The 26,278-nt window shown below is 63.7% G+C and carries 29 protein-coding genes; 18 read left to right on the plus strand and 11 right to left on the minus strand.

Annotated features, from left to right (window positions below):
• Window positions 1–13 precede the first annotated feature (13 nt).
• A complete protein-coding gene (locus tag ACF8NF_RS24660) occupies window positions 14–1,087 on the plus strand; it encodes a DNA cytosine methyltransferase (RefSeq protein WP_392451462.1) in 1,074 nt (357 codons plus the stop codon).
• Here ACF8NF_RS24660 and ACF8NF_RS24665 read toward each other — a convergent pair.
• The 5 genes from ACF8NF_RS24665 to ACF8NF_RS24685 all read right to left on the minus strand — a co-directional run bounded on the left by ACF8NF_RS24665 (window position 1,067) and on the right by ACF8NF_RS24685 (window position 4,953).
• Window positions 1,067–3,010, minus strand: a complete 1,944-nt coding sequence (locus ACF8NF_RS24665; RefSeq protein WP_392451463.1) for an ATP-binding protein — start codon at window positions 3,008–3,010, stop codon at window positions 1,067–1,069. The two genes, ACF8NF_RS24660 and ACF8NF_RS24665, sit on opposite strands and share 21 nt — an antisense overlap.
• A gap of 82 nt (window positions 3,011–3,092) precedes the next feature.
• Entirely contained in the window at window positions 3,093–3,572 is a 480-nt protein-coding gene (locus ACF8NF_RS24670; RefSeq protein ID WP_392451464.1) for a hypothetical protein, read from the minus strand.
• 78 nt (window positions 3,573–3,650) lie between these two features.
• Window positions 3,651–4,376, minus strand: a complete 726-nt coding sequence (locus ACF8NF_RS24675) for an XRE family transcriptional regulator (RefSeq protein ID WP_392451465.1) — start codon at window positions 4,374–4,376, stop codon at window positions 3,651–3,653.
• 84 nt (window positions 4,377–4,460) lie between these two features.
• Window positions 4,461–4,667, minus strand: a complete 207-nt coding sequence (locus ACF8NF_RS24680) for a hypothetical protein (RefSeq protein WP_392451468.1) — start codon at window positions 4,665–4,667, stop codon at window positions 4,461–4,463.
• 73 nt (window positions 4,668–4,740) lie between these two features.
• Window positions 4,741–4,953 carry a hypothetical protein gene (locus ACF8NF_RS24685; protein ID WP_392419115.1) on the minus strand — a complete coding sequence of 71 codons (213 nt, stop codon included), beginning with the start codon at window positions 4,951–4,953 and terminating at the stop codon, window positions 4,741–4,743.
• 36 nt (window positions 4,954–4,989) lie between these two features.
• On the opposite strand from ACF8NF_RS24685, the gene ACF8NF_RS24690 reads away from it, so the two are divergent.
• The 10 genes from ACF8NF_RS24690 to ACF8NF_RS24735 all read left to right on the plus strand — a co-directional run bounded on the left by ACF8NF_RS24690 (window position 4,990) and on the right by ACF8NF_RS24735 (window position 9,883).
• Complete coding sequence (locus ACF8NF_RS24690; RefSeq protein ID WP_013803578.1) at window positions 4,990–5,196, plus strand: hypothetical protein; 207 nt, start codon at window positions 4,990–4,992, stop codon at window positions 5,194–5,196.
• 110 nt (window positions 5,197–5,306) lie between these two features.
• Complete coding sequence (locus ACF8NF_RS24695) at window positions 5,307–5,609, plus strand: hypothetical protein (RefSeq protein ID WP_013803579.1); 303 nt, start codon at window positions 5,307–5,309, stop codon at window positions 5,607–5,609.
• 14 nt (window positions 5,610–5,623) lie between these two features.
• Window positions 5,624–6,034, plus strand: coding sequence for an ogr/Delta-like zinc finger family protein (locus ACF8NF_RS24700; RefSeq protein WP_013803580.1), 411 nt, complete (start codon window positions 5,624–5,626; stop codon window positions 6,032–6,034).
• A 102-nt stretch (window positions 6,035–6,136) separates the two neighbouring features.
• Entirely contained in the window at window positions 6,137–6,280 is a 144-nt protein-coding gene (locus tag ACF8NF_RS24705) for a hypothetical protein (RefSeq protein WP_392451469.1), read from the plus strand.
• A gap of 7 nt (window positions 6,281–6,287) precedes the next feature.
• A complete protein-coding gene (locus ACF8NF_RS24710; protein WP_392451470.1) occupies window positions 6,288–6,797 on the plus strand; it encodes a hypothetical protein in 510 nt (169 codons plus the stop codon).
• Between the two features lie 6 nt (window positions 6,798–6,803).
• Window positions 6,804–8,846 carry a replication endonuclease gene (locus tag ACF8NF_RS24715; RefSeq protein WP_392451471.1) on the plus strand — a complete coding sequence of 681 codons (2,043 nt, stop codon included), beginning with the start codon at window positions 6,804–6,806 and terminating at the stop codon, window positions 8,844–8,846.
• Window positions 8,847–8,861: 15 nt separating this feature from the next.
• Entirely contained in the window at window positions 8,862–9,092 is a 231-nt protein-coding gene (locus tag ACF8NF_RS24720) for a hypothetical protein (protein WP_013803584.1), read from the plus strand.
• Between the two features lie 30 nt (window positions 9,093–9,122).
• Complete coding sequence (locus ACF8NF_RS24725) at window positions 9,123–9,329, plus strand: hypothetical protein (RefSeq protein WP_013803585.1); 207 nt, start codon at window positions 9,123–9,125, stop codon at window positions 9,327–9,329.
• A 3-nt stretch (window positions 9,330–9,332) separates the two neighbouring features.
• A complete protein-coding gene (locus ACF8NF_RS24730; protein ID WP_392451472.1) occupies window positions 9,333–9,569 on the plus strand; it encodes a hypothetical protein in 237 nt (78 codons plus the stop codon).
• Window positions 9,566–9,883 carry an AlpA family transcriptional regulator gene (locus ACF8NF_RS24735; RefSeq protein ID WP_013803587.1) on the plus strand — a complete coding sequence of 106 codons (318 nt, stop codon included), beginning with the start codon at window positions 9,566–9,568 and terminating at the stop codon, window positions 9,881–9,883. Before ACF8NF_RS24730 ends, ACF8NF_RS24735 begins: the two co-directional genes overlap by 4 nt.
• Here the strand turns inward: ACF8NF_RS24735 and ACF8NF_RS24740 are convergent.
• Complete coding sequence (locus ACF8NF_RS24740; RefSeq protein ID WP_392451473.1) at window positions 9,840–11,129, minus strand: tyrosine-type recombinase/integrase; 1,290 nt, start codon at window positions 11,127–11,129, stop codon at window positions 9,840–9,842. The two genes, ACF8NF_RS24735 and ACF8NF_RS24740, sit on opposite strands and share 44 nt — an antisense overlap.
• Window positions 11,130–11,369: 240 nt before the next feature.
• Between ACF8NF_RS24740 and mutS the strand changes: the two genes are divergently transcribed.
• The 3 genes from mutS to ACF8NF_RS24755 are packed head-to-tail and all read left to right on the plus strand — an operon-like array spanning window position 11,370 to window position 15,974.
• Window positions 11,370–13,958 carry a DNA mismatch repair protein MutS gene (gene mutS, locus ACF8NF_RS24745; protein ID WP_046239765.1) on the plus strand — a complete coding sequence of 863 codons (2,589 nt, stop codon included), beginning with the start codon at window positions 11,370–11,372 and terminating at the stop codon, window positions 13,956–13,958.
• Window positions 13,959–14,013: 55 nt separating this feature from the next.
• On the plus strand, window positions 14,014–15,090 hold the full coding sequence (locus ACF8NF_RS24750; RefSeq protein ID WP_016449684.1) for a proteasome-type protease: 1,077 nt from the start codon (window positions 14,014–14,016) through the stop codon (window positions 15,088–15,090).
• Window positions 15,087–15,974 carry an alpha/beta fold hydrolase gene (locus tag ACF8NF_RS24755; RefSeq protein ID WP_016454697.1) on the plus strand — a complete coding sequence of 296 codons (888 nt, stop codon included), beginning with the start codon at window positions 15,087–15,089 and terminating at the stop codon, window positions 15,972–15,974. Before ACF8NF_RS24750 ends, ACF8NF_RS24755 begins: the two co-directional genes overlap by 4 nt.
• A gap of 140 nt (window positions 15,975–16,114) precedes the next feature.
• Here the strand turns inward: ACF8NF_RS24755 and ACF8NF_RS24760 are convergent, their stop codons facing one another.
• From ACF8NF_RS24760 to ACF8NF_RS24770, 3 genes are all read right to left on the minus strand, one after another.
• Window positions 16,115–16,555, minus strand: a complete 441-nt coding sequence (locus ACF8NF_RS24760) for a MarR family winged helix-turn-helix transcriptional regulator (protein WP_016449686.1) — start codon at window positions 16,553–16,555, stop codon at window positions 16,115–16,117.
• 128 nt (window positions 16,556–16,683) lie between these two features.
• Window positions 16,684–18,672: an acetoacetate--CoA ligase gene (locus tag ACF8NF_RS24765; protein ID WP_392451474.1), complete on the minus strand. Its 1,989-nt coding sequence runs from the start codon at window positions 18,670–18,672 to the stop codon at window positions 16,684–16,686.
• Between the two features lie 184 nt (window positions 18,673–18,856).
• Window positions 18,857–19,684, minus strand: coding sequence for an undecaprenyl-diphosphate phosphatase (locus ACF8NF_RS24770; protein WP_016449688.1), 828 nt, complete (start codon window positions 19,682–19,684; stop codon window positions 18,857–18,859).
• 193 nt (window positions 19,685–19,877) lie between these two features.
• On the opposite strand from ACF8NF_RS24770, the gene ACF8NF_RS24775 reads away from it, so the two are divergent.
• A complete protein-coding gene (locus ACF8NF_RS24775) occupies window positions 19,878–20,156 on the plus strand; it encodes a PsiF family protein (protein ID WP_016454694.1) in 279 nt (92 codons plus the stop codon).
• Between the two features lie 349 nt (window positions 20,157–20,505).
• Here ACF8NF_RS24775 and ACF8NF_RS24780 read toward each other — a convergent pair whose 3' ends face one another.
• Together ACF8NF_RS24780 and ACF8NF_RS24785 are read right to left on the minus strand one after the other, a co-directional pair.
• Window positions 20,506–21,735 (minus strand): PepSY-associated TM helix domain-containing protein, encoded by a 1,230-nt coding sequence (locus tag ACF8NF_RS24780; RefSeq protein ID WP_392451475.1) that lies wholly within the window; start codon window positions 21,733–21,735, stop codon window positions 20,506–20,508.
• Window positions 21,736–21,753: 18 nt separating this feature from the next.
• A complete protein-coding gene (locus ACF8NF_RS24785) occupies window positions 21,754–23,919 on the minus strand; it encodes a TonB-dependent receptor (protein ID WP_392451476.1) in 2,166 nt (721 codons plus the stop codon).
• 336 nt (window positions 23,920–24,255) lie between these two features.
• Between ACF8NF_RS24785 and ACF8NF_RS24790 the strand changes: the two genes are divergently transcribed.
• The 3 genes from ACF8NF_RS24790 to ACF8NF_RS24800 are packed head-to-tail and all read left to right on the plus strand — an operon-like array spanning window position 24,256 to window position 26,145.
• The gene (locus tag ACF8NF_RS24790) at window positions 24,256–24,666 is read left to right on the plus strand and encodes a DUF2306 domain-containing protein (protein WP_016454691.1); all 411 of its coding nucleotides are present in this window, start codon (window positions 24,256–24,258) and stop codon (window positions 24,664–24,666) included.
• Window positions 24,667–24,700: 34 nt separating this feature from the next.
• Window positions 24,701–25,027 carry a 2TM domain-containing protein gene (locus ACF8NF_RS24795; protein WP_016454690.1) on the plus strand — a complete coding sequence of 109 codons (327 nt, stop codon included), beginning with the start codon at window positions 24,701–24,703 and terminating at the stop codon, window positions 25,025–25,027.
• Between the two features lie 29 nt (window positions 25,028–25,056).
• Window positions 25,057–26,145, plus strand: coding sequence for a sensor histidine kinase (locus ACF8NF_RS24800; protein WP_392451478.1), 1,089 nt, complete (start codon window positions 25,057–25,059; stop codon window positions 26,143–26,145).
• Window positions 26,146–26,278: the final 133 nt, after the last annotated feature.

Consider the following 26,278-nt stretch of genomic DNA (forward strand, 5'->3'; position numbering starts at 1 on the left):
TACACTTCACGCCATGAAGATTGAAGCGATTGACCTTTTTTGTGGAGCCGGGGGCCTCACCCGAGGCCTGCTGGATGCAGGCATCCAAGTGAAGGCTGGGTTCGATGTTGAAGAGTCATGCCGCCACGCCTACGAAGCGAACAACGGCGGCGCCAAATTTTTCAACAAGGACGTTGGAACCCTCACGAGCAAGGACTTGAACAGGCTGTGGTCGCGCAACGCCATCCGACTGCTCGCCGGTTGTGCTCCGTGCCAACCTTTTTCTCCTGCGGCGAACTCCGTGCGTGACAAAGACGCACCTGATCCACGTTATTACTTGCTGGATGAATTCACTCGTCTTATCAAAGAGTGCAACCCTCATTTAGTCACAATGGAGAATGTGCCAAAAGTTCAGTCACATGCGCCATTCCATAAATTCGTAAAAACATTAACCGAACTTGGCTATGACGTTTGGTTTAAAAGTATTTCATGCGAGAATTTAGGAATACCGCAAACGAGAAGGAGACTCGTTTTGCTTGCATCGCGAATCGGTGATGTTCCGCGGCAGTTAAAAAGACCAACACCAACCACTGCATCAAATACAGTGGGAGAGGCGTTAAAGGATCTAACCCCACTCAAGGCCGGCGAAGCCGATCCGAAAGACAGAATTCACTTCGCCAGATCACTTTCGCCCCTTAATATTCAGCGCATTCAAGCATCAAAACCGGGTGGAACTTGGAGAGACTGGCCCGAAAACTTGAGGGCTCCATGTCATATTAAAGAAACTGGAGCAACATTCTCTGCTGTTTATGCTCGGATGCGTGCCGACCAGGCATCTCCGACCATGACCACACAGTTTTATAATTTTGGAGCAGGTAGATTTGGTCACCCGACCCAAGATAGAGCGCTAACGCCGCGCGAAGCAGCAATCATTCAATCTTTTCCAAAAAGTTATGATTTCGTGGGCTCAGCGGACCCAGTTCATATGACCAAGCTTGGAAAGATGATTGGTAATGCCGTACCACCCAAACTAGGCGAAGCAATTGGATTAACTTTGCACAACCATGTACAAAGTCAATCCAACAGATTATTTCGACAAGGGCGCTGATATTTCGGCAATCAGCTCTTCTATGGCACCAGCCTTTTCTGACTCTGCGAGAAATCGAGCGTAAGCATTTTTCGCAGAATCAATCAATTGCTCGTAGTAGACAACACGTCCGTTAATTGCTTGCAATGTCTGATTGACAGATTGAGCATCGTTTCCTGCCACGGGCTTACCCAAAACGAAGACGACAGCAATATTTGGCGTGTAGCTAATTCCCTTGACCTCTCTTACACATTTATCCAGCGCTTGCTTGTACTTACTACCTTGATCTATCAGTTCGCCGAGAGTTAGCACTCGCCCCGCCCTCTTCAGCTCTACTAAAATATGCTGCTCGGCGTTCGTACGATATCTAATATCAACACGACCTTTACTTTGCTCTTCGGTTAGAGATTTTGTCGCCTCACCAAACTCCTTCCGAAGAGCCTGCTCCATTCTCTCGCTACCAGCGGCGCGCTCCCAACCTGGATCAAGCAACCACATATTCTCAAAAAGATAATCTCGTAGTAGATTCTCTTTTTCATTGTCATCAACTAATTTGGTGAAATTTTTAATTATTTCCAATCGACTAGCCACGATATCTCTATAAAGAGAGCCCTCGAGACTTTCCATATCTATCAAAAGAGGCATAAGCTTTGCTGCGGTTAGCTCGTGAAGATTTCCGAGCTGATGACTAGCTTCTTGCAGTCTCAATCTTTCAAAAGCCAAAACCCCTGCTTTATAGAGACTCTTACGATCATCCTCTGCTTCAAGTTCAGCACCTTGAATAACGCCGAGCATAGACCTTGCAGCCTGCCGTTGTCCAGAAGGAAGACGGTTGACCCAGCCCTTCAAGGCAGGTATCTCCTCTTGCACCTCCTTCCCTCTAGCTTCGTTTCTCAAAATCGTCCAATCTTCTGAAATACTCAGTAGCGTACGACGAAGAAACGCAACCAAGGCGATATATCGAGGATCATCCTCTATAAGTCGCTGACGATCACTAGTTGCGATATCTGGAAAATCATCCAAGTCGAGAAAATCAGCCTCAACTTGACCGGTAATGTAGCTTCCCATTATTTTATGGAAACCAAGCTTATCAAGAATATTTTCCTGTATAAGCCGGCCATGAGCAACAACCACTATCCCATTCATTGATCCAGAATCTTCACTCTTTAGATCATTTGGCTTTGCCGCAGCGCCGAGCCACCCCTTAACAATCCAATCGGGATGCTCGACACTGATTACCCCCGGTATTATTTCTTTATGCTTTATTTTGGTTAATGCCGCCGTTTTCAACTCATCAACTTGAAGTTGCCAAAGAAATTCAATGTTTTGAAGATCTTCTCGATCAGCATGGGTGATGGGAGACCCGTTAATCTCAACATCAAAAGAATCACCGCCAACATCTTTGAAGCCAATGATAGAAAATCTGCGAGCAACACGCTTCCTAAGCGCTCCAATCGTTTGACTAGTTCCCCGCTTTTTCAAGGAAGTCATTATTATCTTGGTGCCCTTAGCGGGTCCATCAAACTCAATTGGCTCAGGTTTGTAAGTTATATTCTCCGCTATCGCCGACTGAATTCCAGCGACTGACATAGTAAATGCGTGCTTTTCACCATTCTTCTGCGTATGAATATCAATTGAATCAGCAATAGAAAAAAGCGATAATTTACCAATACCTTTTCTCCCCATAAAGCGGCGCCCCTTTTGGGAAGCTGACCCCTCGCTAGTTCTCTTGTCATATCCAACCGCCAGAAACCTCTTATTAACAGAGGTCAAATCCATGCCACAACCATCATCTTCGATAACAATTTGATTTGGAGATATCAATATTCTTACATTTTGTGCATCAGCATCCCATGCATTCGCAACTGCCTCTGATATTACTGCGGCAACATTGCTATAGAGTTTTATCCCAAGGTGATCCAATACACGCAGATCAATCTTCATTTCGTACATAGCACCCCCTTAAATATAAATTATCCAACCCAAAAAGCAACAGCCAGCTTTTTAACCAAGGCAGCCCAATACTTTATTCAGCCGACTTATCGCTCAACATAAAATCTTCCTCATAAAACCCAACCATCTCTTCAACAAATTTCTTGCAATCTGCGATTATTATTTCAGACTCTTTTTTTTTCGTAAACACACCCTGATGAGCTATTTTATTTCTTTTAGCGAAGATGCTAGCACCAATCTTGCTCAGCTCTTTGAATTTTCCCAATCGCTCATCTTCCGCCATCATTGGCAAAATCAACTTATTCATCTTCCCGTCGAGTCCATTCGCCCAAACAAGCAATTTATCAACAAACTCAGGACTGAATTTACTGAGTTTTCTAAACTCTTGCCTAATCACAAAATTAGCCGCAATTTCTGCAGCGGTAGCTGCCCTAAGAACAACGGCGGACCATTCATCTTGCCCGTGAAGGCCACTCAATTTAATCCACTGCGACTCAATTTTCTGTATATCAGTTCTAAACTCATAATCTGTTCTTTTTTTTCTTCGAACCATAGTTATTTCTATATTTTATTTAAAAGCTCTATTTAAAAACCACCAAACTTCCATCAGATCAAATAATCTATCCCTGGATCAAAGTCGTTTCCCATTCCACCCATAAACAACCCGCCCACAGATCCGCACCTGATGCGACCCATTGAGCACCTCCACAGTGCGCACATTCGGGTTGTCGCTCGTCACCTCCAACTGCCCATCAATGCGCCGCGTCACGCGCTTGATGAAAAGCTGCTCATTGGCAACCAGCACATAGACGCCATCCACATCCGCCGCCGTGCAATCTGTATCGACCAGCGCAAAGTCGCCGGAATGCAGCGTTTCGCCCATCGAATCGCCGTAGGCATGCACCAGGCGCAGCGCCTCTGGCCGTGAACGCGGCAGGTTGAGAGCTACCCAGTTCCGCGACACAGGCACATTGCCCAGGATCACATCCCCGGTCTGCAGATCATTGCCCGGCCCCATGCTGCCGGCAGCGGCAATCAGCGGCACCAGCACCACGTCCGCTTCATCGGCAGGCGCAGGTGCAGGGCCAGAGAGCTGGCGTTTCACGGCTCTTGACTGGACAGCATCCAGAGAGACCGCTGAACCGTCGCCAGAGCGAACGCCCGTGAACAGGAAGCCGACATCCACTCCATGAGTCGATAACGCCTCAAGGTAGTCCGAGTTGGGCTTACGAGCTCCCGTCTCGTAGTTGCTCTGCGTTTCCTTCGTCACACCTCCGATGGAACCGAACTCCGACTGGTTGAGCTCCAGGCGTCGGCGCTCATCACGTAGGCGAGCAAAAAAAGTCGAATCTTGCATAACAAACCGTTGACAGGAGAACAAATGAATAACAAACTACGAACATCGCTTAACAAAAGACGACAAATGGACAACCAACTTCACTCAGCGGCCCAGCCTCCGTCGTGCACTATCAGCGCCGTCCTCGACTTCGGCATCGGCCTGACAGCCGCACATGTCGCCGATCTCGGCCACGACGAACTGGCTCACCGCGCTGCCCTTGTCGCCATCGCACTGCAATGCGCCATGAGAGAGCAATTCCCGGGAGCCACTCTGCGCATTGAAACCAGGGACGACCTTGACCAGCGTCACGGCTCAAATACCTGGACAGCTGCCTTATTCATGAGCGCACTGAGCAGCGAGATGGACAAGCTTGGCGCAGCGGTCAGCCCATCTCAATGCGGCTTTTCAACCGGGGATCACCCGGCTCAAAGCCAAACGGCGGCGTCTTCTCAATCTGTTTAGCAACCCGAAGAAGTGCCAGGTAGGTATCAAGGAAATCAGAGTTGATGACTTGATCCATTGCGATGCCTTCGGCGCGCGTTTTGGATCCCACCAAAGCAGCAGCTGCCTGAAAAACCTGCCAATTGATTTCCATATCACCTCCCTCGTTAACAAACGTTATGGATCGTACATGAACACCGCAACGCAACCCACCCCCGCCAAAGCCGACAAGGCTGATGTCATCTGCTACACGCGCATGCCCAAGGCATCCGTTGAAGAGGGCAAGAGGTTCGCTGAGAGGGAATGCCGCTCCTTCGCCAGCTTCCAGCGCCTGATGTACCTGCGCGGGCTGGAGGCCTACAAGGCCGACCTGGCGCGGGTTGCTGCGAGTTCTTGAGTCCATGCCTTGCATGTTGCCCACGCCGCCGCACAAGCACACGCAATTCATGTTGTGCGGCGCTGCGCGGTTCGGTACAGCCCTCCACCCCTGACCAGAAGCACAAAAAAATGAACACCACTCGCATATCGCACGGCACCGGCACCATCGAGCGCGTGCTGCGCCACAGCCTGAGCCAGCCCGGCGGCGAAGTGCAGGAGGCCGCAGGCTGGGACAGCCCGGCCGTCAGCCGCTTCCTGTCGGGGCAGCAAGGTGTGCCCATCGGCAAGATCGACGCCGTGGTCAGCGCAGCCGGCTATGTGCTGGTCAGCCGCAAGTACCTGGACGCCATCGGCACGCTGGGCGAGGTCGGCATGTACTGCCACTGCGCCAGGGCCGGCGGCGGTGAATGCGGGCGCATCCGCGGCGAATGAACAGGGAGCCCAGCATGCAAGCGGCAGCGATCAACCAGGGCGCCATGCTCGCGGCGCAGGCCCAAGAGGGCCGAAAGAGCGGGCGCAAGGTGCGCAGCGAGGGCACGCGCATGGCCTGCCCCCACTGCAGCGCCCAGTGCACGATCCGAACCAGTTGGCTCATGTCCCGCCTGATGCGCGAGCTCACCTACGCATGCACCAACCCGGAATGTGGTCACACCTTTGTGGCCATGACCGAGATAGTGCGCACGCTCAGCCCCAGCGCCACGCCGGACCCCAGCGTGCAACTGCCCCTGTCCAGCCATGTGCGCCGAGACGGCATGCGCGTGGTGCTGGACAACGCCGCAGAGTCCGAGCACCAGCCGCGCTACACCCTGCCCACCACGGGCGATCTGTTCGCCGGGCCGCCGCCAGAGCCCGATTGACGCCATAGGCGCATAGCGCCGCCCCCTCTTCCTCCACCTGCTGACAGAGCCCGATTTCCGGGCGCTGCGGCCCTTCTCACGCCTGAAAAACCCAAGGACCTCATGAGCAGCTACGCAATCACCCATGTTGACTCCCAGCGCGTGCGCCGCCACCTGGTGATCGGGGCCGCCACTCGCGCCATGGCCTGGGAGTGCGCCGAACGCCTGTATGGCTCGGCCTGGTTCATGTCCTGCAAGAAGGCCTGATCCCCCGATGAACGCCCCTTTGCGCAATGGCCTGGTGATGCTGCCCCAGCACCGCACGCCCATGCCCCCTGCCGATGAGCCGGACCTGTGCCCGCTGTGTGGCCTGGTGCACATGCCCGAGCAGGCTGCAAAGCTGGCGCCCGTGCAAGCCGATGTGCTGCCCGGCGCAGCGCTGCAGCTGCTGCGCATCACCACGGACGCCTGGACGCCGCTGCACCAGCACGACGCCGTGCCCATGCCGGCAGACGTGCGCAAGCAGCTGGCCGCGTTGCGCGAGCAGTACCGCAGGCAATCGGGCGCGGGCTACATCAACGCCGAAAACCAGGAATGGTTCGGCATGCCGCAAGACCTGCGCATGGCCATCCTGCTGCTGGCCAACGTGGGCGGCGACCTGCGAGCGCTGGCCGACCGGGATTGGCGCGAGACACCGCCGCCTGAACGCGCGGCCATCAAGGCCGTAGCCCGCTCTGTGAAGCGGCACGCCGGGCGCCTGGTGGCGCTCGCCAGCCTGTGGTGATTCGCCGTGGCTGTCTCTCCCATCCCCCGCAAGCGTGTCACGTCCAGCTTTTCGGCGTGGCTCAACAGCCGCCCGAAGCCGGGGCATGTGCAGTACCACCTGCAGCGCATCGTCGAATCCGCGCCGCGCGAGTGGCAGGGAGCCATCCGCTCCCGCTTCCTGAAATCAGCCCCCCTGCCGCCGGCCGGCGTAGCCTTGGACTCTGACGCCTATGCACGCTGGTATCTGGGCCTGCCCAGCGAAAGCGAACAGGCATGGATGGATCTGCAGGAGCTGGCCGACTATGAGGACCGCTACGGCGACGCTCTACGCCTGAACATGGGCGACGGCGAAATCTGCACCTGGGCGGCCAAGCTGGCCGACGATGTGGAAGAGTTGGAGAACCGCTGCATTGCCCTGGGCGGTGGCCTGCCCGAGCGCCTGGCGCTGGTGCGCGGCATCGTCCACCTGATTGGCGTGGATGAAGGCAAGCCGCTGGATGGCGAACCGGCCATCGCCCGCGCCAAGTGCGCGCGCTGGTGGCGCCGCCGCCTGCGCCGCCATATCGCCCGCGTGGTCGAAGCCGGGGCCATCAGCATGGGCCTGGTCCACCTGAACAGCGGCGGCTACGTCAGCCACAGCGGCCTCAAGCGCCGCAAGGGCCAGCTGGCGCGCAATGCAGAGGCCCTGGGCCGCACGCTCTACAAGAACGAGGCCGGGCAGGTCTACAGCCTGGCCGAGCTGGCCGCGCTGAGCACCTCCAACCCCAGCGTGCGCGGCGGCGAGCTGATGACACGCATTCGCGGCGCGGAGGAATATGCCGATGCGCACGGGCATCTGGGCCTGTTCCTCACGCTGACATTGCCCAGCAAATACCACGCCATGCGCCTGATGGGCAGCGGCGCAAACCGCTGGGCCGCGCGCAACCCCAAGCACAACGGCGCGACACCGCGCGAAGGCCAGCAATGGATGCTCGCGCAGTGGAAGCGCGTGCTGGCCAAGCTGGACCGCCAGCAAGTCAAACGCTATGGCCTGCGCGTGGTTGAGCCGCACCATGACGGCACACCGCACTGGCACATGCTGGTCTGGGTCGAAGGCGAAGCCCAGGCGCGCACCCTGGTGGACACCATCCGCAAATACTGGCTCAGCGAAGACGGCAACGAACGCGGTGCGAAGGAAAACCGCGTAGATGTCAAGCGCATGAACGCCAGTGGCGCCGCCGGCTACGTGGCGAAGTACATCGCCAAGAACGTGGGCCACCACGCACTGGCCGAGCACCTGGATGTGGTGCAGGGCCAGGAAATCCAGATGGCTCTGGGGCTGGACAGTCCCAACCAGCCTGCCAGCCCCGAAGCCCTGGAGTCCAATGGCCTGGCCGCCCAGCGCCGCGTGGACGCCTGGGCCGCGACGTGGAGCATCCGCCAGTTCCAGGCCTTCGGCATGCCCAGCGTGACGGTCTGGCGCGAGCTGCGCCGCGTCAGCAAAGACCAGCCCGAGCAGATCGAACTGTTCGACCGTGAGGCCAAGCGCAACATCCAGCGCGCCTATCAGGCCTGCCATCGCCACGGCGACCTCCGCGCGGACTGGCGCACCTTCATGGAATCCATGGGCGGCCACGGCTGCAAGCGCCAGGACTGGCTGCTGTGCCCCGCCCGACGTGCGCCCAAGGATGGCGCCACCAACATGTATGGCGACCCCATCACGGCAGGCCCCGTGCGCGGCGTGCAAGTGCAGCGCGGACGCGCGCGCGGCCACTGGCTCGTAAGCCGCCGCATTGCCTGGGCGCACTGCACCGACGCAACGCCGGCAGTCCACGCCGCAGGCGGGGCTGCTGACGCTGATGGAGTCATCCACAGCGTGGGCCAAGAGGCGCAGACACGGCGCCCTTTGGGCGCCGCTTGGACTGGTTTCAATAACTTCACGGCCCGGCTTCAAAGCCAGAGCGTCCGTGACCTTTTTGGCCGTGGACGCCATGAGGCCGAGGACTGGAACAGCCCTTCGAGCCCCGATTCAGTGCTCTACAGGCCAGCTACCGCCACCGCATCCCCCGCTTCTTCTCGTTGTTCCTGAAAAGGAGGTCTACCCGTGTCCGCATCCATCCCCCACGCCCGCCGAACGGACCCCACCGTGCATTGCTGGGCCCGGCCGCTGCACGGCGGCTACGTCAACGCCGTAGGCACGACGCCCGAGCACCTGGCACGCGTGTTCGCCGCCGAGCGCGAGCGCATTGCCGCCCTGGCCAAACCGCGCCGCCGGCGCGCTGCGCGCCCAGCACCACCAATCCCCCACCCCGCCCAGCTGTCGCTGGTCGCCTGATCACCACCGCCACCACTACCGAGGACCGCCATGCATTTGCACAACATCACAACCGCGCACAGCTACCGCGCAATCCTGATCCCCGAGGACGCCTGCCCCGAAGAACTGGAGCAGCTGGCCGACGCCAAGCTGCTGCCGGTGCTGCAGCTGAAAGCTGCCAGCGCATCCCACGCCACCACCAGCGCCTGCGCCGCCAGCGGCCGCCCCGTGCTGCGCGTCGAGCGCGTGGAGACCTGAGCCATGGCCCAGCCAATGCCCGAACTGACTCTGAGCCAGGTGATGGAGCGCATCAAGGCCGTGCGCCAGCGCCTGACCCGCGAACTGGAGAACACGCCAGTGCGCGAGTGGGGAGCGCAACCCGTCCGCGAACTGCGCAACCACGAACAGGAATTGCTCACTGCGCTCATGGTGCTGCGAGACCTGGCCAGCGACCAAGGCGCATTTACAGCCATGCCAGAGACAGGAGACCCGAAGTGACCCGAAACGAATCCAACCAGATGATCCTCAACTACCCACCCGCGGGCCTGAGCCGCGAACTGGCCGCCGAGTACGTGTCGCTTGGCCTCACCACCTTTGAAGACTGCGTGCAAAAAGGCATCGCGCCGAAGCCACGCCAGATCCCAGGCCGGCGCCGAGTCGTTTGGCTGCGCTCAGATCTGGACGCCTGGCTGCAGGGGCTGCCCATCTCCACGCAGCTGCCGCCAGAGAACTGCGGAATCAAGCGCAGCCGCCTGACCAAGGCCCAGGTCATCGCGCAGCAAGTTGCTCCCAGTGTTCCGAAAGCTTTGTGAGCCATGTGCGCCGCTCCGCATCGTAGGAGTGCCGGTTGTAGGTGCCCACGATGCCGGCGGGCAAGTGGCCGAGCACTGCCTCGGCCACGCCATCCTGGCAGCCCAGAGCCGCCAGTTGCGTGCGTACCGTGCGCCGCAAATCGTGGGGCGCCCAGGGGTCCATATCCAGAACCCGCTCGGGCGCGTAGTTGTAGCGCTTGACCACATCGGGCCGGCTGGTCCAGACCGCCACGCCGATCAGCTTCTGCTCCACATGCATCAACTTGGAGCCAGGCCGGGACGGAAATAGATACCCGGCCCCATAGGCACTGCGCCGACGCCTGACAACGTCCAGAGCTCGGCCCACCAGCGGCACGCGCAGGTCGGTCAAATTCTCATTGCGCGCCATCTTTTGCTTTTCGCGCGGCACGGTCCACCACCACCCATCGGCCTCCTGCCCCACCTCATCGCCGGTCATGGCGATGATTTCGGCACCACGGGCGCCCGTCCACAGATACAGCGTCAGCAGGTCCGCCACCATGGCCGAGAACCTGGGCAGATGGGCGATCAGCTGCGCGACCTCACGGCCCTGCAGCGTTCTGAGCTTCACGCCCTGGTGCTTGCCGTCCACGATCTTCCCCCGGCTGCGCAGTTTGCCGCGCAGCACCTGGCGCCACCAGTTCGGTGTCTCTTCGGGCACCCTGCCCGCGTCAAGCGCATAGTCCCAGGCCGCCCCAAGCTCTGAGCGCAGGCTGTTGGCCAGCACGGGCGTCTTGACGGCCACGCCTTCCAGCAGCGAGAACGCCATGCTGCGCCCAACGTCTGCCGGCTCCAGAGCGTGAATCTTGGTGGTGTAGTTGACCAACAGGCGCCGCGCTTCGGCGCTGCCCTTGGGCTTTCGGTGCCGCTCAACATGCCCCTGCAGGTAGTCCTCAATCAGCTGCCGCACGGTATAGATGCCGTCGCGGCCCCGCACGTCGGACCGGGCTTGGGCGACAGCGGCTGCACGCCGCTTTTCCCTGGCCAGGTCCTCACCCGCATCGCGCCTTCGCTTGAGCTGCTCCCACACAGCAAGCGCGCTGGGGTAGCTCATCTCGGGCCATTGGCCCATGGCAATCTGGCGCATGGCGCCGTCCACGGGGCTCTTGTACCGATATGTCCATGTGCGCCGCGTGGCAGTGGCCACCAGGCGAAGGCCCGGGGCGTGATCGACAATAATGTGCTCCCCCGGCTCCAGCGACTTGGCCCGGCGTGCGTTGAAACTCATGGCGCCTCCGTATGCGGCGCAGGTTTCCAAATCGGCCCCAACCTGTTCGGCGTAACTTCTTCAAAAGGACACCGAAAAACCTACGCCAAGGTGCGCAGTGTAGATGGGTTTGAGCGGGACATAGTTGGACTGTATATAAAAACAGTCAACAAACCTAAGTGATTGATTTCAAAAGTAATGAGCGAAGATATTGAAGTGAATCAGGCACTTAGCGAAATACCTTTGGCGCAACATACGCCCATGATGCAGCAGTACCTGGGCATCAAGATCAACTACCCCGACACGCTGGTTTTCTACCGCATGGGGGATTTCTACGAGCTGTTCTTCGGGGATGCGGAGAAGGTGGCGCGGCTGCTGGATATCACGCTGACCACGCGCGGGCAGACGGCGGGGCAGCCGATTCCGATGGCGGGCGTGCCCTTCCATGCGCTGGAGAACTACCTGGGCCGGCTGATCAAGCTGGGCGAGTCGGTGGCGATCTGCGAGCAGGTGGGCGAGGTGGGCGCCGCCAAGGGCCCGGTGGAGCGCAAGGTGGTGCGCGTGGTGACGCCGGGCACGCTGACCGACAGTGAGCTGCTGTCGGACAAGAGCGAAGCGATCTTGCTGTCCCTGCACACGGCCGGGCGCCAGCGCTGCGGCCTGGCCTGGATGGCGGTGACGCAGGGGCGCATCCATCTGGCCGAATGCTCCCACGATGAGCTGGGCGCCTGGATTTCGCGCATTGCGCCCAGCGAGCTGATCTACAGCGCGGGCGTGACCGAGCGTTTTGAGCAAAGCCTGTTCGCGCTGCGCCATGGCGGCTCCATCGCCTGCCCGCTGTCGCCGCGCCCTGACTGGCAGTTCGACGGCGGTCTGGGCGAGCGCAAGCTGCTGGAGCTGCTGGGCGCCGCCAGCCTCAAGGCCTGGGAGGCCGAGGACCTGCCGCTGGCCCATGGCGCCAGCGCCGCGCTGCTGTCGTATGCGGAGCACACGCAGGGCCGCAGCCTGTCGCACATCCACGCTCTGCAGGTGCAGCGCGACGATGAGCTGATTGCGCTGCCGCTGGCCACGCGCCGCAACCTGGAGCTGGTCAAGACGCTGCGCGGCGAGGATTCGCCCACATTGTTCTCCCTGCTGGACACCTGCATGACGGGCATGGGCAGCCGCCTGCTCAAGGCCTGGCTGCTGGAGCCGCGCCGCGACCGCACGCAGGCCATGGCGCGGCTGGAGGCCACGCGGGCGCTGCAGGGCGCCAGCGCAGGCGGCATGGCCGCGCCCTGGCAGCAGTTGCGCGAGCAGCTCAAGGGCGTGAGCGATGTGGAGCGCATCACCGCGCGCACCGCGCTGCGCCAGGTGCGCCCGCGCGAGCTGGTGGGACTGGGCCGTACGCTGCAAAAGGCGGCCTTGCTGGCCCAGGCCGGGCAGACGCCCTCGGCCCACCTGACCCAGCTGTTTGCCGACCTGCAGCCGCCCGAGGGCTGCGCCGAGCTGCTGGTGCGCGCCATCATGGAAGAGCCGGCCGCCCTGGTGCGCGACGGCGGCGTGTTTGCCACAGGCTACGACGCCGAGCTGGACGAACTGCGCGCCATCCAGAACAACTGCGACGACTTCCTGCTGGAGCTGGAAGCCAAGGAAAAGCTGCTGACCGGCATTCCCAACCTGCGCGTGCAGTTCAACAAGGTGCACGGCTTCTATATAGAGATCACCAACAGCTACAAGGACGCGGTGCCCGAGCGCTACCGCCGCCGCCAGACGCTGAAGAACGCCGAGCGCTACATCACGCCCGAGCTCAAGGCCTTCGAGGACAAGGCCCTGTCCGCGCAGGAGCGCGCGCTGCAGCGCGAAAAGTTCCTCTACGAGCAGTTGCTGGACCAGCTGCAGCCCCATGTGCCGGCGCTCACGCGCGTGGCCGGTGCCATTGCCGCCATCGACGTGCTGTGCACGCTGGCCGAGCGCTCGCTGACGCTGAACTGGTGCGCGCCCGAGTTCGTGAACCATCCCTGCATCGAGATCGAGGCCGGCCGCCACCCGGTGGTGGAGGCCCGCATGGCCGAGACCTCCAGCGGCAGCTTCATCGCCAACCACACGCGCATGAACGCCAACACGCGCATGCAGATCATCACCGGCCCCAACATGGGCGGCAAATCGACCTATATGCGCCAGGTGGCGCTGATCGTGCTGCTGGCCAGCATGGGCTCGCATGTGCCGGCGTCCAGCTGCCGGCTGGGGCCCATCGACGCCATCCACACGCGTATCGGCGCGGCCGACGACCTGGCCAATGCCCAGTCCACCTTCATGATGGAGATGACCGAGGCCGCGCAGATTTTGCACTCGGCCACGCCGCACAGCCTGGTGCTGATGGACGAGATCGGCCGGGGCACCAGCACCTTCGACGGCCTGGCGCTGGCCAGCGGCATCGCCACCCAGCTGCACGACAGGACGCGCGCCTTCACGCTGTTTGCCACGCACTACTTCGAGTTGACCGAGCTGCCGGCCAAGGCACGCGCGGCCGTGAACATGCATGTGAGCGCCGCCGAATCGGGCCAGGACATCGTCTTCCTGCACGAGATCCAGCCCGGCCCGGCCAGCCGCAGCTACGGTATCCAGGTGGCCAAGCTGGCGGGCATGCCGGCCGGCGTGCTGCACCACGCGCGCCATGCGCTGGAGGCACTGGAGGCCCATGCCGACGAGGGCCGCCTGCAGGTGGACCTGTTCGATGCGCCCGACATGCCCGAGCCCGAAAGCCGCCACGACCCGCTGGCCCAGGCGCTGGCCGCCATCAATCCCGACGCGCTGAGCCCGCGCGAGGCGCTGGAGGCCCTCTACCAGCTCAAGAAGATCGCTGCCTGAACGCGGTCACTCTCCGCGCACTAAACTTGCCATTTCCGCAGATTCGGACGCTTCCATGACTTATTGCGTTGCCATCAAGCTCAACGCCGGCCTGGTTTTCCTGGCCGACTCGCGCACCAATGCCGGCCTGGACCAGATCAGCTCTTTCCGCAAGCTCATGGTCTACGAGAACCCCGGCGACCGCTTCATGGTGCTGCTGTCGGCCGGCAACCTGTCCATCACCCAGTCCGTTCGCGAGCTGCTGGAGAGCCAGCAGCTGCGCGACGAGGCCACGGGCGACATGCTGACCATCTGGAACGTGCGCAGCATGTTCGATGCGGCCCGCGTGCTGGGCGCGGCCGTGCGCCATGTGTACGAGCGCGACGGCGTGGCGCTATCCCGGTCGGGCGTGGATTTCAATATCTCGCTGGTGCTGGGCGGCCAGATCCAGGGCGAGACCATGCGGCTGTTCCAGGTGTATTCGGCCGGCAACTTCATCGAGGCCACGAGCGAGACGCCCTACTTCCAGATCGGCGAATCCAAGTACGGCAAGCCCGTGCTGGACCGCGTGATCACGCCGCGCACGCCGCTGGACGAGGCCGCCAAGTGCGCCCTGGTGTCCATGGACAGCACGCTCAAGTCCAACCTGTCGGTGGGCCTGCCGCTGGACCTGATCGTGTACGAGAAGGACCGCTTTGCCTCCGACAAGATCGTCAGCATCGACGAGAGCAATCCGTATTTCCGCATGCTGCACGACAGCTGGGGCGAGCGCCTGCGCCATGTCTTCGACAGCATCGAGGACCCGGCCTGGGATGGCGGCGCCTCCGAGGTGCCCATCCGCGTGCACAGCCGCCAGGCCCAGCCGCTGACCAAGGTCAACGCGCCGGCAGGCGCCCTGCGCTCGTCGGCGCGCAGCATGGGCCGGCTGCCGCCTGCGGCGCTGCGCCAGCCCTATCACAGCGGCACGGGCGCGGGCCTGGGCACCTCCACGGCAGACGGTCTTGCGACCTCCCCCATGACGCCCATGACACCCATGACGCCCCAGCAGCCGGGCCCGGCATCGCCCGTGCGGCCCGATGCAGGCCAGCCCTCGGGCCACCAGCAGGGCGTACCCGATGGCGCCGCACAGGCCGGCCAGGAGCCTCGGCCGTGAACGCGGCCCGGTCCGCACAGCGGGCCGAGAGCGATGCGGCGGTTGCCGGCACGGGTACGGGCGCGGGCACTGCATCGGCGCCGCTGCCCGTGGTGTTCTCGCATGCCAACAGTTTTCCGCTGCCCACCTACCGGCTGCTGCTCTCGCTGCTGGCCGAGCGCGGCATCGCGGCGCAGGGCGTGGAGCGCTTCGGCCATGACCCGCGCTTTCCCGTCACGAACAACTGGCCGCACCTGGTCGAGCAACTGGCCGAGTTCACGCGCGCAGAGGTCGAGCGCGTGGGCGGTCCGGTCTTTTTGGTCGGGCATTCGCTGGGCGGTTTCCTGAGCGTGATGACGGCCGCGCGCCATCCCGAGCTGGCGCGCGGCGTGCTGCTGATCGACTCGCCATTGCTCAGCGGCTGGCGTGCCAATGCGGTGGGGGTGGCCAAGCGCACGCAGCTGGTGGGCTCGGTCTCGCCAGGCAAGATCAGCGCGCGCCGCCGCAATGCCTGGGACAGCGATGACGAGGCGCTGGCCTATTTCCGCGCCAAGAAGGTGTTTGCGCAATGGCATCCGCAGGTGCTCCAGGACTATGTGCAGGGCGGCCTGGCCGACCTGGACGGCCGGCGCACGCTGCACTTCACGCGCGAGGTGGAGACCGCCATCTACAACACCTTGCCGCACAACCTGGCCTCGCTGCTGCACCACCATCCGCTGCGCTGCCCGGCGGCCTTCATCGGCGGGCGTGCCTCGGTGGAGATGCGCCAGGTGGGCATGGACCTGACGCGCCGCATCACGCGCGGGCGCGTGATGATGCTGGACGGCAGCCACCTGTTCCCCATGGAGCGGCCCCACGCCACGGCCGCCGCCATCGAGGCCGCGCTGCTGAACATGCAAACCTGAGCGGCGTCCGGCTCAGGCCTAGATCCGGATGGCAACCCTGGACCATGGGATGGAGCTTGAACCCCTTGGCGCCTTCCTCAAGGATCGGGCCCCATCGGCGTTCACGGAAGCGGGCGAGGGTCTTGGCGATGGTGGGCCGGCTACCCGGCGCAATCGATCATCTTGTGAAGCAGGCGCAGCAGCTGCTGCTTGTCCTCAGCGCTCAGCATGCGGCTGGCCTCTTGCTCCAGAATTTCCACCTGCGCCGCCGCCTTTTCGTGCAGGCGCTCGCCCTCGGCCGTCAGATACAGCAGCGACAGGCGCCTGTCCGCAGGATCGGCCTCGCGCCTGAGCAGGCCGCGCACCTGCAGTCTTTCCATCAGCGCCGCCATGTTGGGCTGGGAAATCATCACGGTCTCGGCGATCTGGCGCTGGGATGCGCCGGGATTGGCCGAGATCAGCGACAGCACGGCAAACTCCGACGGCTTGAGATCCAGCGCCAGCATGTGCTTCGCATAGTGAGGCCTTACGGTGGCATGGGCCAGGCGCGTGCAGTGGCCCAACTGCTGCATCAGAAAATTCTGCTGGAGTGCTGACTTCATGGGCGATGGGGTGGCTCGGTCCAAGGTGGAGCCAGGCGCATCGAACGGGGCCTGGCGGACCTTTCGATAGAGACGGTCATGGGTTTGTCTCCTGCGTCATGGATGAAATCGGCCAGGGTCGCCGCACCTCAGGCCAGCGGGACCCGTGCCCGGTATTGCACGAAGAAATCGATGCTGCGCGGATTGGCCATGGCGTCGGGACTGGCCACCTTGGCGGCCTCGGCGCCCAGCAGCAGCTTGCGCACGGGCAGTTCCATCTTCTTGCCCGTGAGGGTGCGCGGAATCTCGGCGACCTGGATGACCGCATCGGGCACGTGGCGCGCAGAGGCCTGGGCCCTGATGGCATCCTTGATCCGGGCCACCAGCGCATCCGTCAGCACCAGGCCCGGAGCCAGCACCACGAACAAGGGCATGAAAGAGGGGCGCCCCAGGAACTCCAGGTCCACGACGAGGCTGTCCAAGACCTCGTCAACTTCCTCGACGACACGGTAGATCTCGGCCGTTCCCATGCGGATGCCGAAACGGTTGATCGTGGTGTCCGAGCGGCCGTAGATCACGGCCGACCCATGCTCGCTGAACGAGATCCAGTCGCCATGGCGCCAGTAGCCGGGAAAGACGTCGAAGTAGCTTTCACGGTAGCGCAGGCCATCGGCGTCGTTCCAGAAATACAAGGGCATGGAAGGCATGGGTTCGGTGATCACCAGTTCGCCCACCTCGCCGGTCACGCTGCGCCCTTGCTCATCAAAGGCGTGCGCGGCGACGCCCAGTTCACGGCACTGGATCTCGCCCGCACGCACGGGCAGCAGGGGCGCGCAGGCCACGAAGCCCGAGGCGATATCCGTTCCACCGCTGACCGAGGCCAGCCACAGATCGCGCTTGATGTTCTCGTAGACCCAGCCGTAGGCCTCCAGCGGCAGCGCCGACCCCGTGGAATTGATGGCGCGCAGTTTCTCGAAGCGGCGGCCCCGGGCGGGCACCACGCCATCCTTCATGGTCTTGGCCAGAAAGGCCGCGCCGCAACCGAACAGCGTGACCTGCTGGCGATCGATGAAGTCCCACAATGCGCCATCGTCGGGCGAGGTCGGGTTGCCATCGGACAGCACCACGGTGGCGCCAGCCAGCAGGCTGCCCACCATGAGATTCCAGACGATCCAGCCCGTGCTGCCCAGGAACATGAAGCGGTCGCCGGGCCGCACGTCGTGCTGCAGCCCATGGGTCTTGAGGTGGGTGAGCACGATGCCGCCATGGCTGTGCACCATGGCCTTGGGCAGTCCCGTGGTGCCCGAGGAATAGACCACCCACAGCGGGTGCGAGAACGGCAAGCGCTCGAAGACCGGCTCTGCGGGCCTGGCCAGCGCGTCGGCCCAGGCCATGACATCGCGCCAGGGCAGCTCGCATGCGGGGTCCCCGGGCCTGAACAGGGGGCCGGGCACGTGGATCACATGGCCTATCTCGGGCAATCCCCGCAGCACCTCGCCGAGTACGGCGCGGCGATCGAAACACCGTCCCCCGTAGACATAGCTATCGGTGGCGAAAATCAGCTTGGGGCCGATCTGCTGGAAGCGGTCCAGCACCACGGAAACACCCATCTCGGGCGCGCAGCTGGACCAGATGGCGCCTATGCTGGCACAGGCCAGGAAGGCCACGACCGCCTGGGGCACATTGGGCAGGTAGGCCACGACGCGATCGCCGCGGCCCAGGCCGAGCTCGCGCATCCGGGCCGCGAGCGCAGCCACGTCACGCTCCAGCTGCCGCCATGACAGCTCCACCGGCTCGGCGCCTTCGCAGCGCGCGATGATGGCCGGGTGATCGGCGCTGGCGCTGCGGAACACATGCTCGGCATAGTTCAGGTGCGTGTCGGGAAACCACTGCGCGCCCGGCATGCCGCGCTCACCGAGCACGCGCGTCGGGTCACCGTCGGCCATGACCTGGAAGTAGTCCCAGATCGAGCGCCAGAAGCCATCGAGATCCGTGACCGACCACTGCCACAGCGCCTGGTAGCCATCGAAGCGCCTATCCCTTGCCGCAGCCAGCCAATCCATGTAGCGCGCCAGGCCGCTTTGCGCGACCTGCTGCGGGCTGGGACGCCACATCAACTGCCCTTGTTCGATGGCCATGGCAACCCTTGGAAAAAGTTATAAAAAAAACATATTTTTTATAACCATAGAACATCATCATTCTCAGGAGTACAGGGGTTTTCATGGGGCAACCACGCGCTCTTCATGCGGTTGCTCCCCCGGGCACATGACGCAAAAAAAGCCACCCGAAGGTGACTTGTCCCCATCGATGGCCCGGCCCTGTTCAGCCGCCGCTCCAGTTGACCAGGCCCGTGAAGGCCGTGACCAGCACGATGATGCCGAAGGCGATGCGGTACCAGGCAAACGGCACGAAGCTGTTGGTGGAGATGTAGCGCAGCAGCCAGCGCACGCACAGCCAGGCGCTGATGAAGGAGAACACCAGGCCCACGGCGAACATGGGGATGTCGTCCACCGACAGCAGGGCGCGCTCCTTGTAGAGGCTGTAGACGCCGGCGCCGATCAGCGTGGGAATGGCCAGGAAGAACGAAAAGTCGGTCGCCGCCTTGCGCGACAGGCCCATGAGCATGCCGCCGATGATGGTGGCGCCGCTGCGGCTGGTGCCGGGGATCATGGCCAGGCACTGCACCAGGCCGACCTTGAGGGCATCGAGCGGCGTCATCTCGTCCACGGTCTGCACGCGCATGGCCGAGGCGGGCCGGCGCTCGGCCCACAGGATGACGAAGCCGCCCAGGATGAAGGTGGTGGCCACCACGGTGGGCGTGAACAGGTGCGCCTTGATGAACTTGCCGAAGATCAGCGCCAGCACCACGGCCGGCAGGAAGCCGATGATGACGTTCAGCGTGAGCCGCTGCGCCTGGCCGCTGGTGGGCAGGTCGACCACGGTGGAGCGGATCTTCTGCCAGTACACCAGCACCACGGCGAAGATGGCACCGGTCTGGATGGCGATGTCGAAGACCTTGGCCTTGGCATCGTCGAAGCCCAGCAGCGAACCGGCCAGGATGAGGTGGCCGGTGGAGGAGATGGGAAGGAACTCCGTCAGCCCTTCCACGATGCCCATGATGGCGGCCTTGACCAGCAAAAGAATGTCCACGGCAAGCGTCCTGTCGCAATGCAAAAGTGCGCCATTATCTGCGCTGGCCATGGCCTGACGATGGACGCCTGCCGGCCCGCCGGCGGCAATCGCAAACTTTTACAACGGCCGGCGCGCGACGTTGCTGTGCGCCCGGCGCTGTGCTGCAATGTGGGGGCGCTGGATTTCGGCGCGCCTTCAAAACCATTCCATCATGAAAAAAATCGTTGTTCTGGCAGTTGTCTCCCTGGCCTGCAGCATCGGCATGGCCGCCGGAGACAAGGCCCCCACGGCCCAGCAAAAGCTGATGGGCACCTGCAACACCGAAGCCGCCGGCAAGAAGGGCGACGAGCGCAAGGAGTTCATGAAGTCCTGCCTGTCCGACGGCAAGAAGCGCCAGCAGGAACGCATGAAGACCTGCAATGCCGACGCCACCGGCAAGAAGGGCGACGAGCGCAAGGCGTTCATGAGTGAATGCTTGAAGAAGGATTGAAGCTCCCCCTGAGCGGCTGACGCCGCTTCCCCCTCTCTACCCGCTTCGCGGGGGAGGGGGACGACGCCCTCGCCGCGAGGCGGCTCTTGCTCGGCGTCTCTGGTGTCGGGCCGCGCCAAATTTGGAGGCTGCGCCCTATTTCTGCAGCAAGCCTTCATTGAAGCCACCGTTTTCGGTGGCTTTGCTGTTTAGGCGGATAGTTTTCTGATTTGGCTATCAATGGAGCCGTGCACTACCGACAGCCGTTCAAACTCGCAGGGCTCAAGCGCGGGCAGCCGAGCAAGGGCCGCCCCGCAGTGAGGGCTGCGTCCCCCTCCGCGAAGCGGGAAGGGGGAAGCGGCGCAGCCGCTCAGGGGGTCATCTTCCTGGCTCTGCGCTTGCGCCACCAGATGATGACGCCGGTGATCGACAGGACGGCGACGAGCACGCCGACAAAGGACATGAGCACGCGGCCGGGGGTGCCGAGGATGCGGCCGCTGTGCAGGGGCAGCTGCAGCTGGACGAAGACGTCGGCGGCCGTGCCGTGCCAGGGGCGGTAGGTGCCCAGGACTTCGCCGTTGTCCGAGCTGACGTAGATGTTGGACAGGCCCATGCCCATGGCGCCGGTTTCGTCGTGCGGGTCGAAGAAGGAGATGTTGTAGAACGGGAAGTCGCCGCCCCACCAGATGCCGCCTGCGGGCTGGGCGAAGCCCAGGCGCTTTGCCTCGCTCTGGGCGATGGCGATGGCCTGGGCGAATGAGACCTTGGGCTCGTGGAGCGTGCCCTGTGGCGCGGGCTTGAGGGTTTCGTAGGGGCCGGGCGTGGTGGTGGAGACGGTGCTCATCACCGGGTAGAAGACTTCGCGGTACAGGTTCAGCGAGAACGAGGTGAAGGCCACGATGACGATGACGGCCCAGACCCACAGGCCGCCCGCGCGGTGCAGGTCGAAATTGAGCTTGTAGGCGCCGCCGCCCCAGCGCACGCGCCATGAGGGCAGCCAGCGCCGCCACCACGATCCCACGGCCGCCGTCAGGCGCGGGGCGCCTTTCCTGAGCTTGACGGGAAAGGTCAGCAGCAGCGCGACAAAGCTGTCGGCCACCCACAGCAGGGCCAGGCTGCCCATGAACCAGTAGCCCCAGCGGTCCGTGCCCCAAAAGCGCGGGGCCAGCAGGCTTTCGTGCAGGTGGCGCAGCCAGGGCATGAGGTTGCGCTGGCTGAGCGCAAAGCTGCGCCCGTTGCGCTGGCCCGTGATGTGGCCACTGACCGGGTCGACGAAGACCGTGTCATAGCCCAGCGCAGGCGCCTGGCCCGTGGCCGGGTCGGGCCGGGGGCGCACCATGAACATGGCGGCTTCGCCCTCGACCAGGCCCAGGGTCATGTAGCTGATCTCGGCGCGCGGCTCGCTGGCCTGCACGGCGGCAGCCAGCTCCAGCGGGGTCTTCAGCGGGCCGCGTGCCGGGGTCTCCAGCATGTCGGCGTTGAGCCATTCGTCGATTTCATGGTCCCAGGACAGCACGGCCCCGGTGAGGCCGGCCATGGTGAGGAAGCCGGCCAGCACCAGGCCTATCCAGCGGTGCACCACCGTCCACAACGCGCGCATGCTTCAGATCGCTCCGGCTCAGAAGTCCACCGATGCGCTCAGCGAGAAGGTGCGCGGCATGGACTGCACCAGGTAGTTGGCGCCCGGGTAGCCGCCCACGGACGACCAGTAGCCCTTGTCGAACAGGTTGTCGATGCGCGCGCGCAAGGTCAGCAAGCGGTTGTTGCCGATGTCCATGAGATAACGCGCGCCGATGTCGGTGCGCGTCCACGAGGCCACCTTCAGCGTGTTGGCGCCGTTGGCGTACTGGCTGGAGGTGTGCATCACGCGCGCATTGAGGGTCAGGCCCGAGACGCCGGGCACATCCCAGTCCACGCCCAGGTTGAGCAGGCGCTTGGGCACGCCGATGGCGTAGTTGCCGATGGTGGCGGCATCGGCGGCCTCGCGGATCTTGGCCTCGCTGAAGGTCACGCCGCCCAGCACGCGCAGGCCCTTGACGGGCTCGCCGAAGACCGTGGCCTCCAGGCCGCTGTTGCGCTGCTTGCCGTACTGGCCGAAGACCTGGTTGGCCACATAGGCCGAAGGCATGTCCGTGGTGTACAGCGCCACCGTGGCGCCCAGCTGCCGGCCCTGCCACTTGAAGCCGATTTCCTTCTGGCGCGACTTGTAGGGCGCGAACACCTGGCCACCGTTGGACACGGGCAGGTCGTTGGCCGTCTGCGGCGCCACGGCGCCCTTGGTCAGGCCTTCGATGTAGTTGGCGTAGACCGAGGTGTTCTCGCTGGTCTTGAACACCAGGCCCAGCATGGGCGTGGTGGCCGACTTCTTGTAGTGGTCGGTCTGCGCTCCCGTGTTGTAGTCGTAGCTGCTTTGCTCGATGCTCTGGCGGCGCACGCCCACGGTCAGGCGCAGGCGCTCGTCCAGCATCGTCAGCGTGTCGCCGATGGCGAAGCTGTTGAGCCGGGTTTCACCCACGCGCGTGGGATCGGCCAGGTTGCCGCCGAACAGCGTCATCGCCGGGCGCGCGCTGCTCCAGGGGTTGTAGATGTTGTTGACCACGCCAAAGCCCATGCCCCAGGCATTGCGCTCGGTGGCCGAGTAGGTGCTGGCCGTGGCCACCAGCTCGTGGCCCACGCTGCCCGTGGCCAGGCGCGTGCGGATGCCGACCTCGCCCGTGCCCACGCTGTCCTTGCGCTTGTTGTCGAAGCGCGTGCCCGTGGTGTCGCCGGCCGCATTGCTCACGGTCACGCCGCTCAGGGAGTTGTCTTCCTTGCCGCGGCGCAGGCCGCCCGCAGCCCAGGCCGTGGTGGTGTCGTTGATGTCCCATTCGGCGCGCAGCGTGGCGAACAGGTCGCGCTCGGTGGAGTACGACCAGTTCTGGCCGTAGTTGGTCTTGTTGTCGGGCACGGCCGGGATGAAGTTGCCGGGCGTCACGCTGGGGCGGCCGCCGTTGTAGCTGTTGCGCTGGTAGCCCACGTCGCCCGACAGGCGCACGTTGCGGCTGCGCCAGTCCAGGCCCAGGCCCAGGGCGGTGAGCGAGCGGTCTTCGCCATCCACGCCCGTGCCGCCGTCGCGGCGCACGGCGTTCAGGCGGATGCCGGTGCTCCGGTCAGGGCCGAAGCGGCGCGAGATGTCGGTGGAGACAAACGCCTGGCCGCCCGTCTGTATGCCGGCGCCCACGCGCGTCAGTGCATCGTTGCCGGCGCGCTTGGGCAGCAGGCTGATGGTGCCGCCAATGCCGCTGCCGCCGGGTGCTGCGCCATTGAGGAAGGCATTGGCGCCGCGCAGCACCTCCACACGCTCGAAGAACTCCGAGGCGATGTACTGGCGCGGCAGCAGGCCGTACAGGCCGTTGTAGGCGATGTCGTCCGAATAGACCGGGAAGCCGCGCAGCACATACAGCTCCTGGAAGTTGCCGAAGCCGCGCGCCTGGCGCACGCCCGGGTCGTTGAGCAGCACGTCGCCCACGCTCTTGGACTGGGTGTCCTCGATCAGTTGCTGGGTGTAGCTGGTGGTGGAGAACGAGGAGCTCTTCCAGTCCAGCGTGCCCAGCACGCCGTTGCGCGCCCCCGTGGCCACCTGGCCGCCTGCGAAGGGCTTGGACAGGCCCTGGGCCGATGCGTCGGCGCTGGCCTCTACCGTCACGGCCTCCAGCACGGTGTCACCGCCCCGGGTCTGGGCAATCAGCGCCTGATGGCTGCACAGGCAAAGAACGGCCAGGGATATGGGGCGAATGGAAGGCATGGGGATGGGATTGAGAATGATTTGCAGAACCCGTTAGCTTACCAACCACCTGGGCACGCAACTATGAGTTTTCTCAATCTGTTGCATCGAAGCAATCCTGGGGGTGATTGGTTTCAAAGGCCCTGATCGATAGTCCGTGCGCACTCACCCTGGCCTCCACCCTGCGGACTGCATCCTCCAGATGCCGTGGACGTGCCTGCCGTTCGCGGCGCCAGGATGCAGCTGGCACCCTGCCATCGTCCGTCCGTCGCATGGCGCTGGCCCCGGCGGCGCCCGGCAGCGACAGTCCTGTCCCATACAGGCCCGCCAACCCGGGCCGCACGCCAGGACACCGCCATGCAAATGACACCGCTGATCGCCATCCACATGAGTGCCGCCCTCGGGGCCACGGCCACGGGCGCCATCGCCCTGCTGGCACGCCGCCAGGCCGCCGCCCATCCCCGCCTGCACCGCGCGGCCGGCCATGCCTTCGTCACGCTCATGGTCTGCGCGGCGGTGTCCGCCTGCTTCATCCGCGACTACCGCCTGCCCAACTGGGGCGGCTACACGCCCGTCCACCTGCTGGTGCCGCTGACCTTTGCCGGCCTGGGCCGCTCGTTCTGGCACCTGTACCACGGCAACATCGCCGGCCACCGCAAGATCATGCGCAGCGTCTACATCGGCGCCTGCGTCGTGGCGGGCCTGTTCACCCTGCTGCCCGGCCGCTATCTGGGCGACCTGCTGTGGCAGCAGTTGGGCCTGGCCTGACGCCGCTTTCCTTCCCCCTGACGGAGAACTCCCCATGCGCACCCTTGATCCCCTTGATCCCCTCGATCCCTCTGCCCGCCACGACGACGATGCCCTGGAGCGCATGGCGCGCCGCCGCGCAGGCGCCAAGCTGGGCTGGATGATCCACGCCAGCGTCTATGTGCTGGTCAACCTCGGGCTGGCGGCGCTGTCGCTGTCCCAGGGCCGGCACTGGGCCATCTTCCCGGCCCTGGGCTGGGGCCTGGGGCTGGCCATCCACGGCGCCGTGGTCTGGCTGGCCCTGCCGGGCAACGGCTGGCACGGGCGCATGGTGGAGCGCGAGCGGCAGGCGCTGCAGTCACGCCAGGGCCGCGCCCGCTGAAACACGCCATGGGACTACCATTGCCCTCCATGCCCGACCTCGCATCCAACGCCACACGCCAGCCGGCCGCCCCTGGCCACATCGTGGAACGGACCACGCTGCTGCGCCACGGCATCGCGACGACCTCGGCCTGCGCCCTGATTGCCGCCGCATTCAGCCTGAGCAACCACGGCCGCTGGGACGTGAACCTCATCTACTCGCTGTCGATCGGCCTGACCAGCTGGCTCACCATCGAACTGGGCCGCTGGCGCCTGACGCGGGGCCAGGACATTCCCTGGCCCGGCGGCTGGCGCGGCGCCGCGCTGGTGGTGGCTGGCATCGTGACGGGGTTCGTGATCGGGTCGCTGATCGGCACGGCCTACAGGCAGTGGGCCGATCCCGACGCCAGCACGGCCCTGATGCACCGGCTGTGGATACCGCTGGCCGTCACCATCGTCGCCAGCACGGTGATGTCGCTGGCCTTCTTCCTGCTGGGCTACTCGCGCCACCTGCAGATGCAGGCCGAGCAGGCCCGCCGCCAGGCGGCCGAGGCGCGACTGACCCTGCTGCAGGCCCAACTGGAGCCGCACATGCTGTTCAACACCCTGGCCAACCTGCGCGTGCTGGTAGCCAGCGACCCGCAGCGCGCCCAGGCCATGCTGGACCATCTGATCGCCTACCTGCGCGCCACGCTGGGCGGCTCGCGCAGCACCGAGCATGCGCTGGGCGAAGAGTTCGCACGCCTGCGCGACTACCTGGCGCTGATGTCCATCCGCATGGGCCCGCGCCTGCAATACACGCTGGACCTGCCCGAGGACCTGGGCCAGGTGCCCGTGCCGCCGCTGCTGCTGCAGCCCCTGGTGGAAAACTGCATACGCCACGGACTGGAGCCCAAGCTGGAAGGCGGGCATATCGCCGTGCGCGCGCGCCGCATGGACGGCGGCCCGTTGGAGTTGACCGTTGCCGACAACGGCATGGGCCTGGATTCCGGTGCACCCGCCCTGCCCGGCAGCCGCTTCGGCACGGCCCAGCTGCGCGAACGCCTGGCCAGCCGCTATGGCGACGCCGCGCACTTCGAACTGGCCGCCCTGCCCGAAGGCGGCACTCTGGCCAGAATCACCCTCAAATGCACCCCCTGAGTCGCTTCGCGCCTTCCCCCGTGTGCACGGCGCCCTCTCTCGCTTCGCGGGAGGGGAACGACACCCTCGGTGCGGGGCTGCCCTTCCTCGGTGTCCCTGAGTTGGGCCGCGCCAGTTTCATACGCTGTCGGCC

The sequence above is a fragment of the Delftia sp. WSY_22 genome, assembly GCF_043104185.1.
Lineage (GTDB): Bacteria > Pseudomonadota > Gammaproteobacteria > Burkholderiales > Burkholderiaceae_C > Comamonas > Comamonas tsuruhatensis.

Excerpts from the sequence above, each read along its gene's own strand:
- ACF8NF_RS24660 (WP_392451462.1), top strand. The coding sequence starts at position 14 with ATGAAGATTGAAGCGATTGACCTTTTTTGTGGAGCCGGGGGCCTCACC.
- ACF8NF_RS24665 (WP_392451463.1), bottom strand. The coding sequence starts at position 3,010 with ATGAAGATTGATCTGCGTGTATTGGATCACCTTGGGATAAAACTCTAT.
- ACF8NF_RS24670 (WP_392451464.1), bottom strand. The coding sequence starts at position 3,572 with ATGGTTCGAAGAAAAAAAAGAACAGATTATGAGTTTAGAACTGATATA.
- ACF8NF_RS24675 (WP_392451465.1), bottom strand. The coding sequence starts at position 4,376 with ATGCAAGATTCGACTTTTTTTGCTCGCCTACGTGATGAGCGCCGACGC.
- ACF8NF_RS24685 (WP_392419115.1), bottom strand. The coding sequence starts at position 4,953 with ATGGAAATCAATTGGCAGGTTTTTCAGGCAGCTGCTGCTTTGGTGGGA.
- ACF8NF_RS24690 (WP_013803578.1), top strand. The coding sequence starts at position 4,990 with ATGAACACCGCAACGCAACCCACCCCCGCCAAAGCCGACAAGGCTGAT.
- ACF8NF_RS24695 (WP_013803579.1), top strand. The coding sequence starts at position 5,307 with ATGAACACCACTCGCATATCGCACGGCACCGGCACCATCGAGCGCGTG.
- ACF8NF_RS24700 (WP_013803580.1), top strand. The coding sequence starts at position 5,624 with ATGCAAGCGGCAGCGATCAACCAGGGCGCCATGCTCGCGGCGCAGGCC.
- ACF8NF_RS24705 (WP_392451469.1), top strand. The coding sequence starts at position 6,137 with ATGAGCAGCTACGCAATCACCCATGTTGACTCCCAGCGCGTGCGCCGC.
- ACF8NF_RS24710 (WP_392451470.1), top strand. The coding sequence starts at position 6,288 with ATGAACGCCCCTTTGCGCAATGGCCTGGTGATGCTGCCCCAGCACCGC.
- ACF8NF_RS24725 (WP_013803585.1), top strand. The coding sequence starts at position 9,123 with ATGCATTTGCACAACATCACAACCGCGCACAGCTACCGCGCAATCCTG.
- ACF8NF_RS24730 (WP_392451472.1), top strand. The coding sequence starts at position 9,333 with ATGGCCCAGCCAATGCCCGAACTGACTCTGAGCCAGGTGATGGAGCGC.
- ACF8NF_RS24740 (WP_392451473.1), bottom strand. The coding sequence starts at position 11,129 with ATGAGTTTCAACGCACGCCGGGCCAAGTCGCTGGAGCCGGGGGAGCAC.
- mutS (WP_046239765.1), top strand. The coding sequence starts at position 11,370 with ATGATGCAGCAGTACCTGGGCATCAAGATCAACTACCCCGACACGCTG.
- ACF8NF_RS24750 (WP_016449684.1), top strand. The coding sequence starts at position 14,014 with ATGACTTATTGCGTTGCCATCAAGCTCAACGCCGGCCTGGTTTTCCTG.
- ACF8NF_RS24760 (WP_016449686.1), bottom strand. The coding sequence starts at position 16,555 with ATGAAGTCAGCACTCCAGCAGAATTTTCTGATGCAGCAGTTGGGCCAC.
- ACF8NF_RS24765 (WP_392451474.1), bottom strand. The coding sequence starts at position 18,672 with ATGGCCATCGAACAAGGGCAGTTGATGTGGCGTCCCAGCCCGCAGCAG.
- ACF8NF_RS24775 (WP_016454694.1), top strand. The coding sequence starts at position 19,878 with ATGAAAAAAATCGTTGTTCTGGCAGTTGTCTCCCTGGCCTGCAGCATC.
- ACF8NF_RS24780 (WP_392451475.1), bottom strand. The coding sequence starts at position 21,735 with ATGCGCGCGTTGTGGACGGTGGTGCACCGCTGGATAGGCCTGGTGCTG.
- ACF8NF_RS24785 (WP_392451476.1), bottom strand. The coding sequence starts at position 23,919 with ATGCCTTCCATTCGCCCCATATCCCTGGCCGTTCTTTGCCTGTGCAGC.
- ACF8NF_RS24790 (WP_016454691.1), top strand. The coding sequence starts at position 24,256 with ATGCAAATGACACCGCTGATCGCCATCCACATGAGTGCCGCCCTCGGG.
- ACF8NF_RS24795 (WP_016454690.1), top strand. The coding sequence starts at position 24,701 with ATGCGCACCCTTGATCCCCTTGATCCCCTCGATCCCTCTGCCCGCCAC.
- ACF8NF_RS24800 (WP_392451478.1), top strand. The coding sequence starts at position 25,057 with ATGCCCGACCTCGCATCCAACGCCACACGCCAGCCGGCCGCCCCTGGC.